Annotated in this window: 5 protein-coding genes and 1 pseudogene; 5 read left to right on the top strand and 1 reads right to left on the bottom strand. The window is 47.1% G+C overall.

What is annotated here, in order from left to right:
• Positions 1-338: 338 nt before the first annotated feature.
• Positions 339-2,477, bottom strand: a complete 2,139-nt coding sequence (locus RIC07_RS23740) for an EAL domain-containing protein (RefSeq protein ID WP_446396663.1) — start codon at positions 2,475-2,477, stop codon at positions 339-341.
• Positions 2,478-2,955: 478 nt separating this feature from the next.
• Between RIC07_RS23740 and RIC07_RS23735 the strand changes: the two are divergent.
• The 5 genes and pseudogenes from RIC07_RS23735 to RIC07_RS23715 form a co-directional block, all read left to right on the top strand.
• A pseudogene (locus tag RIC07_RS23735) lies at positions 2,956-3,391 on the top strand (GDP-mannose 4,6-dehydratase); the annotation flags it as partial.
• A gap of 194 nt (positions 3,392-3,585) precedes the next feature.
• A complete protein-coding gene (locus RIC07_RS23730) occupies positions 3,586-4,905 on the top strand; it encodes a GDP-mannose 4,6-dehydratase (RefSeq protein WP_446396715.1) in 1,320 nt (439 codons plus the stop codon).
• A gap of 94 nt (positions 4,906-4,999) precedes the next feature.
• Entirely contained in the window at positions 5,000-6,367 is a 1,368-nt protein-coding gene (locus RIC07_RS23725; protein ID WP_446396662.1) for a UDP-glucose dehydrogenase family protein, read from the top strand.
• A 1,365-nt stretch (positions 6,368-7,732) separates the two neighbouring features.
• On the top strand, positions 7,733-10,876 hold the full coding sequence (locus RIC07_RS23720; protein ID WP_446396661.1) for a hypothetical protein: 3,144 nt from the start codon (positions 7,733-7,735) through the stop codon (positions 10,874-10,876).
• Positions 10,877-10,982: 106 nt separating this feature from the next.
• Positions 10,983-13,271 (top strand): tetratricopeptide repeat protein, encoded by a 2,289-nt coding sequence (locus RIC07_RS23715; RefSeq protein WP_446396660.1) that lies wholly within the window; start codon positions 10,983-10,985, stop codon positions 13,269-13,271.
• Positions 13,272-13,382 lie beyond the last annotated feature (111 nt).

Below are 13,382 nucleotides of genomic sequence, written 5' to 3'. Positions count from 1 at the left end.
AACCCGCCCTGACCGAGTGAGATTACGGTTATCATGTTTTACCTCACAAAAGATGTAACTAAACCAAGACTTACGCAGCCACACCATAAGTAGTCGGACAAAAGAAAACGGTACTGTATTAAGTTTGGCAAATCGTCCTCAAACCCTTACTGTTCCCTGTTCCCTGTTCTCTGTTCCCTAATCTCAACCGTTAACTTTAATTGTGTCCACCCACTTATATATTGGTTAAGGTGCGTTACGCTACGCTAACACACCCTACCTATAGAGCCTTTGCGTAAGTCCTATAAACCTACAATCAAGGGAATACAGACAAAAAAAATTGAGATATAAATCCCAATTCAACGATTACCAAAAAGTTTCTTAGGAAACGTTAGCCTCGCTGCTTGTCCCAATCCACAAAACTGTTGGGAATTCTCATGTTGCGGTGGTGGTGGAATCCGCACAGTAATCCGCGTCAACGGTTGTCCTACTAATTTAGGCGGAATCGCAGGCTGTAGGGCTTGAACCTGGGTCAACTTATTAAGCTGCTGCATATTACTAATTGGCTGAATCAGGTCAATTTCACCCTTGACAGTTTTTGCATAACCTGCTAATCCTACAGTCACAGGTTTATCGGTATTAATTGAACTAGCTTGTTCAGCACTAACCACGGTTTCTACCCACAGATTATTGCAATCAAGCAACGTAACAATTGGTTCTAACTGATTAACCTGTTCGCCTTGTTCCCGTTCCGCTGTGTAGACAACACCCGCAAAGGGGGCTGACACATTTTGCACTTTCCGTTCGCTTTGCAGTTGTTTGAGATCGTTGACCAGAGAAGGAGCATTTTTTTGGAGAGACTGACTGTTATTTAGCTGCTGCTTGAGTTTAGCCAATTGCGCTTCCATCGTATTCACTACAACCGATTGCTGTTGTATCGTCTGCTGCAAACTAATCCGTTGATCGGACAGAACCCCGCCCATAATATTATTGCGATTACTGCGAGCAATACCCGCTTGGGCAGCATTGACTGCCTTTTGCGTCGCATCCAAGACAGATTGGGCTTGTTGGACTTCTGCTTGTGCCGATTGCCAGACTAAGCGCAACTGATCCGTTTCCTGTGCGGATACACCCCCTGCTTCTAATAGGGTTTGATACCGTTGGTAATCTAATCGGGCAGCTTCAGCTTTTGCCTGTGCCGCTTGAACTACAGCTTGCTGTTCTTTAATCGACTCTAAGCCCAGTTCTACATCCACTTGGCGCACCGCCTGATCTCGACGTTCTAGCTGCTGTAACTGCGTTTTCAGTAATGCTAGGGACTGTTTTGCCGATGCTAGCTGAGTTGCATTCACCTGAATCTGTCCTTGTAATTCGAGACTTTCAAGCTGATTGCGGATTTGTTCTTGTTCTTGGGCACGTTCTAGGCGGAGTAGGGCTTCTTGTTCTTGGGGACTGGGTTCTTGGCTAATCCGGGCGAGAAGTTGTCCTGATTTCACAACCACCCCTGGCTGGGCGTAAAATGCTTGAATATTTCCCGTAGTTGGCGCTTGTAGCCGCACAATTCGCCCGTTAATCGTGCTACCGTCTACAACTAAGTGACTGAGGCGATAGCCAATGGAGGCAATCCCCACACCAACTGCCCCTAATCCCAGCACCACAAACCCCGTTCCCACCAGGAAACGCCAGGATTGAGTAGATTTTTGGACTTCAGCCGTGGGTGAATCCTGTTCCTCCTCTGGGCGAACCAGTTCCGTCCAATCGGGTGCTGGACTAGGGGTTTTAAGATGGTGTCCTTGGACTAAATCAATCCCGACTTCTTCGACGAGTGATTGGGTAACCGCATCGCTGACAAATTTAGCCGCCACCTGACTCAGCGCCTGAATACCTTCGAGAATGGCTTTGGTTAAGACACGACTACTCGGTTCTGTTTTTAGGCGTTGGATCAGTTGACCATCCACTTTTACCAAATCAACCGCTAGTTGTTGACATTGAAACAGCGTTAATTCGCGACTGGCAAAGTTATCCAGAACGATCGCACAACCGAGACTTTTGAGTTCGCGGACAAATGCCCGAATTGTGGGAAAATCTTTGGCGATGGTTGATTCGGTTAGCTCAAAACTCAGTTGCTTGGGGTCAACTCCTGACTGATCCAGGAGGGTTTCAATATATTCGATTAGTTCAAAGTTATTTAATCCCTCTCCTGAAAGATTAATCGACAAGCATCGATCCGGCTGTTCCGCTAAGAGTTCTATCGCCTTGCGAATGACGGCGCGATCAGCCTTTTGCAGTTGTCCTTTATCCGACAACGTGGGTAAGAATTCCTGGGGTAAGTGCAGATTTCCGGCTTCGTCTCGCCAACGTAGGAGTATTTCATTGTGTAATACCGCACCAGTCTGAGTTTGATAAACGGGCTGAAACCACAGTTCTAATTTCCCGGTACTGAACGTATCAGTTGGAGCGAGGACAGACTCTGGTGAGTTTAAAGTCTCTAGCAGCATAAATTATGTTCAAGCAGGTAGATACAACTCAAGCACCGAAGTTAATGTCTCTGACGGCAAAATTGCCAGAGGATTGCTCAGGGAAACCTCCCAGCAACGTTGTGCCAGGTTACAGCCTCACTTCGATCCGTGAGGATCGAGCGACAACCTTTGAGCCAAAATAAATTTGGCAGTTTTGTTAGCGAATCAGCTAAAACTTTTGAGGTATGGCACGTCAACGCTCAAATCCTGCACCCTAAACCGCGTTCGTTTGCCTAAGATCTAGTTGTGTTAAGAAAGTTCAACCAATATCATAACCACAGGCAAGAGCGATTGTCAGGGGTTGGGCGTTGAATTTGTCTCAATTTCACGTCCTGAAAGGAATTAAGCGATTTTAAGCATGGCGAAGACTTGCCAGTATGAGTTTCAATGTAACATGGTAGAGCTTGCTACTTTACCGCACTAAAGCTTACGCGATCGTTACTATTCTGAAACACCTATGAGAATTCTAGTTACAGGTGGTGCTGGTTTTATTGGTTCCCATCTCGTTGATCGGTTAATGGAAGCAGGTCATGAAGTTCTCTGTCTGGATAACTTCTATACTGGCACCAAGCGAAATATCGTCAAATGGCTGAATCATCCTTACTTTGAACTGATCCGCCACGATATTACGGAACCGATTCGCGTCGAGGTTGACCAAATTTACCATCTGGCTTGTCCGGCGTCGCCAATACACTATCAGTACAATCCTGTCAAGACGATTAAAACCAATGTTATGGGTACCCTCTATATGTTGGGGTTAGCCAAGCGGGTAGGGGCGAGATTTTTATTAGCTTCAACCTCGGAAGTGTATGGTGATCCGGAAGTTCATCCTCAACCCGAAGAATACCGAGGAAATGTTAATCCAATTGGACCCCGCAGTTGTTACGACGCTGAAACTGAAATTTTAACGGAAAATGGCTGGGTTCCTTTTCCCCAATTACAGCCCGGAGTGCGAGTGGCGACTCTTAATCCCGATAATCAAGTCGAGTATCACGTCCCGGATGAGTATATTGTGCAGCCTTACGTGGGTAATTTGCTCCGGTTCGCCAATGCTAAATTCGATCTGTGTGTAACGCCAAATCACTGGATGTATGTACGCAGTAAAACCGGAAAATTGCAATTTTTGCGTGCGGATGAAGACCGACATTGGCATTCTTGGCGTGTCCCTACCGGGGGTGAGTTTCAGGGAGAAGAACCAGAATGGTTTGAACTGGGAACTGCACCGGAAAACGCGAAGGTTAGCATCGAGCGAATTCGGATGGATGATTGGTTAGAATTCCTCGGTTACTATATTTCTGAAGGCTGTGTTCATGTCCGACGACGAGGACGAGTTGTCGGTGGACGTGACTATGAGGTGGCTGACTATAACATCCTGATTGCCCAAGAAAATCCAGAGGGTCGAGCTAAAATAACCCACTGTTTAAACAACCTCGGCTTTAAGTTTTTCTCATCAGATGACCACCAATTCCGGATTTGTAGTAAACAACTGGCGGAGATTTTATGTCCTCTGGGTAAGTCGGGTGATAAATATATTCCGCGCCAGTTTTTATCGTTGTCCAAGCGTCAGTCGCTGATTTTGTTTAAGGCATTAATCATGGGAGATGGTTCCCAGCGCGGAGATGGCTATGTTTATTACACGAAATCAAAACAACTGGCTGATGATGTCCAAGAGTTAGCCATGCGTTGCGGTTATGCGGCGTCTGTTGTGTCTCATGCTGTAGGTCGTGATTTATATCGGGTGAATATTCGACCGATAAAAGACGCTCATTTAGTCACCCCAGAGCCATTTCGATATGCTGGCAATGTTTACTGCGTTAATGTGCAGAATCATGTGGTGTGTGTACGTCGCCATGGACGAGTTGCATTTTGCGGCAACTGTTATGACGAAGGGAAGCGAGTGGCGGAAACACTGGCGTTTGATTACCATCTGCAAAATGGTGTAGAAATTCGGGTCGCCCGCATTTTTAATACCTACGGATCTCGGATGCTGGAAAATGATGGGCGTGTCGTGAGTAATTTTGTGGTGCAAGCGTTAAAGGGTGAACCCCTAACGGTGTATGGCAAGGGTTCACAAACTCGCAGTTTCTGTTATGTGTCGGATTTAGTTGAAGGATTAATTCGGTTGATGAATAATGAGCATACCGGACCGATTAATCTGGGGAATCCGGATGAGTATACAATTTTACAACTGGCTCAAGCGGTGCAACAAATGGTCAATCCGGATACAGAAATTATCTTTAAGGATTTACCGAAAGATGACCCGCAACGTCGCCGTCCGGATATTACGAAAGCGAAGACGTTATTGGGTTGGCAACCGACTATACCTTTACAGGAGGGGTTAAAAACGACAATAGCAGATTTCCGCGATCGCTTAACGGCTGAAGGGTATTCCCTGGTTTCCGGTTAAGCGACTACAGTATTAACTCAAGGGGATCTACTAGCACACGAATCAATCCGCTAGATAGCCCTGAGTCTTACCATCTACCAGAGAGGATCAGCTCATGCGTGTTTGTGTTATTGGTACTGGATATGTTGGCTTAGTAACCGGGGTGTGCTTAGCCCATATCGGACACCATGTTATCTGTGTGGATAACAATGAAGAAAAAGTCAAATTAATGAAATCTGGACAGTCGCCCATCTATGAACCGGGATTATCTGAACTGATGCAAGCTTGCAGTAATGCGGGCAGTTTGGAGTTTACCTCAGATTTGGCGAGGGGTGTCGCTCATGGCGAGATTTTGTTTATTGCGGTGGGAACGCCAGCATTACCCAATGGTGAAAGTGATACTCGCTATGTGGAAGCCGTAGCCCGTGGGATCGGCAATCACCTGAATGGGGGCTATAAGGTGATTGTGAATAAGTCAACGGTGCCAATTGGTTCTGGGGATTGGGTACGAATGATCGTCATGGATGGTGTCGCTGATCACCAGAAGTCCTCTGGAGGTACGACGTCAGACACAAGCGTTGAGTTTGATGTGGTGAGTAATCCGGAGTTTTTGCGGGAAGGATCAGCGATTTATGATACCTTTAACCCCGATCGCATTGTGTTGGGCAGTAATAGCGATCGCGCTATTTCGATGATGCAGGAACTCTATGCGCCGATTGTGAAGCGGGAACCTGCTGAAGATAAATCCCTACCCCCGGTTCCGGTAGTGGTGACGGATTTGAGTTCAGCGGAAATGGTCAAATATGCCTCCAATTCCTTTTTAGCCACCAAAATTAGCTTCATTAACGAAATCGCCAATATCTGCGATCGCGTGGGCGCGGATGTGACTCAAGTCGCCCAAGGGATTGGGTTAGATACTCGCATTGGGGGTAAATTCCTGCAAGCGGGGATTGGTTGGGGCGGTTCCTGTTTTCCCAAGGATGTCTCCGCCTTGATTCATACAGCGGATGATTATGGGTTCGATGCTCAACTGTTGAAAGCAGCGGTAAGTGTCAATCAACGTCAACGTTTAATTGCGGTGGAAAAACTCCAGCAAGAACTCAAAATCCTCAAAGGGAAAACAGTGGGATTGTTGGGATTAACCTTTAAGCCGGATACCGATGATATGCGCGATGCTCCCGCATTGATTCTGATTGAAAATCTCAATCGGTTGGGCGCAAAAGTTAAAGCTTATGATCCGATTATTTCATCCAGTGGCATGAGTCACGGTATATCTGGTGTGCAGGTAGAAGGTGATCCCGATCGCTTGGCAGATGGTTGTGACGCTTTGGTATTAGTCACCGACTGGGAACAATTCAAGAGTCTGGATTATGGCAAGATGGCGAAGCTGATGCATAATCCCGTGCTTATTGATGGTCGTAATTTCCTTGATCCTAACGTGCTAGAAGACGCTGGGTTCCGCTATGTCGGAGTTGGGCGTTGACGGCTCCTCCTGAAGGGGTGTGGGGTGTGGGGTGTGGGGTGTAGGGTGTAGTGGCGTGGCACACCTTATTTGATGAATTAGAATTACGCCCGGAAACCGTAGGGGCGCAAAGACTTGCGCCCGATTCAATGGTCAAATCTATTCCACCATTTTAGCTGTGCCACGCCAGTAGAAAAATTGAACTCTATTAGAACACCACGGCTTTGTGCAGCAAGCTCTAACTACCTTTCCGAAGAGCTTGTCATCCCTCCAGCATTTTGACCCTTCTAGACGCTGGATGGAATCTGGTTGGTAGGGGCGGGTTCAGGGATTAATAGGGATTTTTTTCCCTAGTTTAGAGGTAAAACCTACCCTTTTTTTTAGGGTGAAATTTTTTCTTCCATTAACGAAAAATCTCCTCAATCTTCCCACCTCTGCCTCCTCTTTATTATTCTTTCATCAGCGAATAGTTGCACTATAGTAAATCGATACGCTAGCCGTCAAGGTCTTCCAGGCTTTCAATCGTTACAGTATCTACCCCCTTGGCAAATTCTTTCAATATGTTAAAACTGAGAAGTTAAGACGTAGTTGTAGAGGAATGCTCACTGGCAACTCCAATTCCCCAAAGGTTATGGAGCCTCTCTCAACAGACGTATTAAACTAGATATGGGCTGGTGATTCATCCCAGGCTGAATGAAAAATTACAGCGTAGGTAACCCATCGCCAGATTAGCTAAAAATTATTCAGGGGTGCAATTTTTGCTCTAAAAGCAAAAAATCCGTGAAAATACGGTCTACAAAATGAGTACCCATTCGGTAAAGTCAAAGTATCTGCATCTGTTATAGTGCTGCACCAGCCAACACCGTTAGCTGATTGAACCTTTGATAAAAGGAGGTTGATGAGAACGCGATCGCTGTTTCGGCAACGAGCGCAGGAATAGTCACTCTAGGCTTCGGGCGCTCAATGCCTTGTACCTTTGAGTGAAATTACTAGGGGACGGATTCAGGCTTTGCCCAAACCGTTCTATTTACAGCTAAACGTTTCTCGAATTAACGCCCTTGAATTGTTTAGTCAACTATCATTGACTCGGCAAAATTTTCGGGTGAGGATTAGTTCGTAGATGAACGGTTGCGCCAAGAGTACCCTAAAAAAATATGGTGGGAATTGACCTGTCAATTTTCTGGAATTCAGACGTAACCGAGTGGTTTTAGCTAAAGCAGGTGGATGTTTATAATCAAAAAGCGTCACTGGCTATCCTCCATTATCTATAAGACAAGATTCAACCTTCATTCAACCAAGGTTATATGAATCGCCAAGGACTAATTCCTTTGCTAAAGTGGCGACAGGGTGCAGGGCAAACATCAATCGGTCAAACGAACTCCGGTAATGAACTTAATAGTCCCTGATTCTCAACGATTCGGCTTGCTTAAGCCGCTGCTATGGATTAATCTGCTTAGTATTGGATCACTTATTGTTTTCTGGACGCTAGGATTACTTGAAATTAAACCCGCTCAGGCGACTCTACCTGGCTCAGAAGTCGCCAATCGGCAAGATATTGGAGAAGAAAAACCGTCCGGTGATTTCCAATTATCTCTGAATCAAGCCGATCGCCTGCATAAATCGGGTTCTGAACTAAACGAACATCCAGATCCAGCGTCCGTCTCTGCCCAAAAGGTGGAGTATGTCTCAAGACGAGATACTACTCTATCGACAAGCCTGAATTCTAACCCTTCAGTCGTAGCTGTTGAAGCCAATGCTATAGCGGCGAAAACGAATGAAACGCTTGACCAAACCGTTCCAGCGAGACACGAGGAACAACAAAATAACCACAATAGTTCTGCCCCCATCGATAGGGCAAAAGATAGGGGAACAGCAAGAACAGAAGAGGTAGAAACTAGAACATATTCCAACCGTATTGCTTCCGCCATCCCCAATCCCCCGATTCAAGCCAGTCTATCAACTCAGTCGGGTTTATCAGAACTCGCTTTAAACTCTGCTCACCAACCCTTGACGATTCAGGAAGACCCTCTGACTCCCGAATTGTCCTCTGATCAGAATTGTCACGATTCAACCACCTGTAACCAACCCCTTGCCATTGAAACCTCAGTCCGGTTTAGGGATACCTTCGACGTAAAGGTGGCGCAGCTTCCAACTCTGTTACAAAATTCATCTCCCCTCCCTGTACCGACAAACTCTATTCCTCTGGGTTCTACGGGATCTAACTCAGGACAGCTTCCTGCCTTTCCCACTCTCATTTCACCGAATGTGCAACCCCAGGGCGTGAATCCCTACAGCCAAACTTGGGGACAGCCCTCTTCCTTTACTCAAACACCCAACACCATCCCCACGCCCAGTACTGGGGCGGCGATGAATCCCAACTCCTATACCCAAACTTGGGGACAGTCCCTTTCTGGAACCCAAACGCCTACGGTTATTCCTATGCCCAATGCTGGGGCGGCTATGGGTAACAATCCTTATAACCAACCTGGGGGACAGTCCCTTTATGGAACCCAAACGCCTACGGTTATTCCTATGCCCGGTACTGGGGCAGCTATGGGTAACAATCCTTATAATCAACCTGGAGGACAACCCTCGTATTTTGTCCCCACTCCTAACTTTATTCCTGTGTCAACTCAGGGCTTTCCTGGGGGAGCAAATCCTTACAATCCAGGGGGGGGACAAGTTCCTTATCTGCCTCAACCTGTCATCTTAGTTCCTGTCCAAACTATGGGAATGCCTCTAGGAGGTAATCCCTACAACCCAGCCGGGGGACAAGTTCCTTATCTGCCTCAAACCTTTATCCTTGTGCCAGTACAACCCATGGGAGTCCCGATGGGGGCAAATCCTTATAACGTTGGCGGGGGGCAGGTTGCTTTCATTCCCCAAATGCCCCAAGTTGGGTCAATGCCACCCACTCAGACTCCAGTTGGGTTTAATCCCTATAATCCCGGTGCAGGACAGTTTTATTCCTTACCCCAAAATCAAGCCGTCCAATCCGTACCGATTAACCAAAATCCGCAAAATTTTAATGGCTATAACCCAGGTGTAGGACAGTTTTCCTATCTACCGCAAAACCAAGCCATCTTACCTGCACCTGTTAATCCCAATTCCCAAAATTTTAATGGTTATAACCCAGGGACAGGGCAATTTTATGCCTTACCGCAAAACCAAGCCCCTTTACCTGCACCCGTTAACCCAAATTCCCAAAGTTTCAACGGTTATAATCCAGGTATAGGACAGGTTTCCTATTTACCGCAAAATCAAGCTCCTTTACCCGCACCTGTTAACCCAAATTCCCCAAATTTTAACGGCTATAACCCAGGTGTAGGACAGGTTTACGCCCAGCCGTCAACGCAAGCCGCATTACCTCCACGGGTTAATCCCAATGTCAATCCATTGAATGGGACGAATTCAGTCGCACAGTCTCCTTTTGTCTCACCCAATCCAGGCGTTGTACCCGGTACTCCTAACCCAAACCTGCCCCCTCCAGTGGCGACTCCGGCTCCAGAGTTTGACCCAACTCAGCCCAATCAACCCCCCTCTTCCCTGCTACGCAGTACAGCATTGCGAGATCCTACCCTACAGTTTCAAGGAAGCTATGTGGTACAGGGTGACTCCTCTGTGGCGCGGGCGCGGTTGGCTGGCGTCTATCCTCTAACTCCCAAGGCGCTATTTGCTGCTACGTTAGATTTAACCAGCGAAGATAGTGGTTTAGCCGATTCTCCCAACCAAGGATTAAACATTAATGAACTCTATTTTGCTACCGCTCCGTTTACCGATTTGCCGAATTTGCGTTTTGTACTCGGTCAACTCGATTTAACCTCTTACTTTGATCGCAATAGCTTTGCTAAAGATGGCGTCACCCATTTCTTTAATCCGGTTTTTCAAACCAATCCAGCCTTAAGTGCCACCGGAATTTCTTCTCGTCCTGGCGTCTTGGTCAATTGGACATTAACTGACAATATTGAAGCGAAAGCGGCGGCGTTTTCATCATCGGGAAGTATTGGTGATTTTGCCTTAGATGGATTTGCTGGAGAAGTGGGTTTGCGCTATGGCAATGGCATTATTCGCGGCACCTATGCCACCGATCGCGACGCGGGTTCAGAGACAGGATTTAACGAAATTTTCTCCATCGCACGCGGGGACAATAATTTTGGACTGGAAGAAGATGATCGGGAAGAGGCGTATGGTCTCAATGCTGAATACTTTATCCCCGATTGGAATATGGGAATCTTTGGTCGCTATGGTCGGTATATCAACCGAGAGATTGACGAAGCCGCGACGACCTATAGTTTTGGCGTTAGCTTTTTGGATGTATTTACCCAAAATGATCGCCTAGGTTTAGGCTATGGGCAGGAATTATCAAATAATCAAGGAGAAGAAAATCCCGACGTTTTAGAACTATTCTATGATTTCCGATTTTTACCTAATCTCCGTCTAGGATTTACTATCCAACAACGGAATAACTTCTCCGAAACCGATGTCGGTGTCCGCTTAAAAACTGAATTTGATGTGATTCCCATAGATTGAAGAGAGATGAGGAAGCAGGGGAAGCAGAAGGAGCAAATAACCAATGACAAATGACGAATGACAAATGACAAATGACAAATGACGAATGACGAATGACGAATAACAAATGACTAAACTCATTGGATTAGGACTAGCTGGATTAGCCATTAGCGCACCGATGGTGTACACCATCCCGGCTGTTCGTGCCCAAACCGTACCCACAGCCGTTCGCCAAGCCTTTTCACTGCTGAGTCAAGGACGAGTTCAGGATGCGATCGCGGCATTTGAGGCAGCGGTACGGCGCTATCCGGATTCCTTGGATGCCAAGTTAGGGTTAGCGATCGCTCATCGACGACAGGGGAATCTTCAGCAAGCCTGGAATGCTTATCAACAAGTATTGGCACAAGACCCCACCAATGAATTAGCCTTAAAATCGGTGGGTCTATTCGGAACCTATCGATCAGAATGGCAGGTTCAGGGGATTGAAGCCCTCACGACATTGCTGAATCTCAATCCCAACGATATCGAAGCCCGTGGTTTGCGAGCCCAACTCTACGGCTTTCAGCAACGGTTTGCTGAAGCTTTGGCGGATTATCAAATTGTCCTACAAGGAAATCCCCCGCCCAATATTCTGCTTGGGGCGGCGGAAACGTTTACCAATAGCGGTAACCCGGAACGGGGATTGGAACTGTTTAACCGTTATCTGGCGACAGGCGGACAAATTACTGGGTATCCCGCCCTCGCTTACGCCCGCGCCTTACGAGAAACCGGAAATCCGGCGGCGGCTGTCCAGATTCTGGAAGGACAACTGCGATCGCCCCAACTCCTCTCTGATCAACAATTAGCCATCTTCACCCGAACGGCTTTATCCCAAGCCTATCTCGCCAATCAACAGCCAACTGAAGCGTTAAATGTCTTAACCCCCCTACAAGGGAATCCTAGTGCAACGTTACCCTTAGCACGAGCCTTGAATGAGATTCGCAATCAAACGGGTAACCAAGCCCTAACCCAACAAGTCGCGAATTTGTATCGTCAGGCGCTCGATCAAACCCCCAATCCCGAACCCAAACTCTTGCGGGAAATTGCTGATGTTTTTAGTGGGTTACCCAACGAACAGCAAACCGCTCTGAATCTCTATCGTCAATTAGTCAGTTTACAACCCAATGACCGCACTCTTTTAGTTAAACAAGTCGCCTTGGAACGGGAACTGGGGTTAATTTCCGAAGCCGAACTCAAAGCCCGTCTATTAAGCGCCCTGCAACCGCTCCCGGCTGATCCCAATGAACGCCAACTCATCGCCCAAGCCTTAGCCGGGATTGAACCCCCAGGACCGGAATTATTACCCATTTACACCAATCTCCTCCAATCTGGTGTCAACGTTCCTTTCTTAAATTTCCGCATCGCCCAGATTTTATTGGAAAACGATAACCTCGCCGGAGCAAGACAGGCGTTAGCCGCTTATGCAGCTACCCCCGCAGGCGCGGAAGACTTAGCCCCCCAATTGTTAGCCGCAGAAATTGAGCGTCGGGAAGGAAACTTAGAAGCCAGCGCCCAGCGTTATCAGGCTTTAATTGCCAGTAATCCAGCCGAACGGGATATTCTTAATGCGGCGATACGAGGGCTGGCTAATGTGCGGCTACAACAAAATCGTCCCACGGAAGCCCTCGGTGTATTTGACCAGTTAATCGCCCGTAATCCCCAGGACACGACACTGCAACTAGCGCGTGCTAACCTAGCCTACCAAGCCGATCTGATTTCGGAATCTCAAGCCCAAGCGGTTCTCAATTACTGGCTACAGACTCAACCTGCCACCAGTGCGCCGCCAGAACTATTTACCCTGGCGGGATCATTACCGCCATCTCCTGAACGCGAGGCACTTTATAACAGATTGCTACAGATTGATCCCACGAATTTGCCCGTACAAATCCGGTCAATTCAGCTTATCGCCCAACGCAGTCCAGAACAAGCCAGAGTTAGAGTCGCGCAATTAGTCGCCCGCGATCCTACTAACATCCGCAACTACTTCTTACAAGGACAAATTGGTCAAGCGATCGATGATTTAGAACTCGCGGAACAAGCCTATCAGTTAATTTTATCCGCACAACCAGCTAATCAAGAGGCATTATCAGCTCTAGCTGGCGTTCGATTTCAACAACGACGATTAGATGAAGCCAGCAATCTCTATTCTCAAGCCTTAGCCCTTGACCCGAATGATCAAGGAATTCGCCAAGCAATGATTGGACTGAAACGAGTTCAAGACTATCAGCTTGAGGCTTTAGCGGATTTGGAAGCGATGCAACTTGAACAACTTCAACAAGGAGGAACGTTAGATCCAGAATTATCGAATCAAATGCAACAAATTCAGGAAGACTTTTTACAACGACGAGGATTTCAACCCCCATGGGAACGGTTCTAGTTTGGCGCGTTATTCCCTATTCCCTATTCCCCATTCCCCATTCCCCATTCCCTATTCCCTGACAAATGACAAAGGACAAAGGACAAAGGACAAATCACTGGGTTCGTAGTA

This window comes from Coleofasciculus sp. E1-EBD-02, from assembly GCF_040218245.1.
Taxonomy (GTDB): domain Bacteria; phylum Cyanobacteriota; class Cyanobacteriia; order Cyanobacteriales; family Coleofasciculaceae; genus Coleofasciculus.
This window is presented reverse-complemented; position numbering and strand designations above follow the sequence as displayed.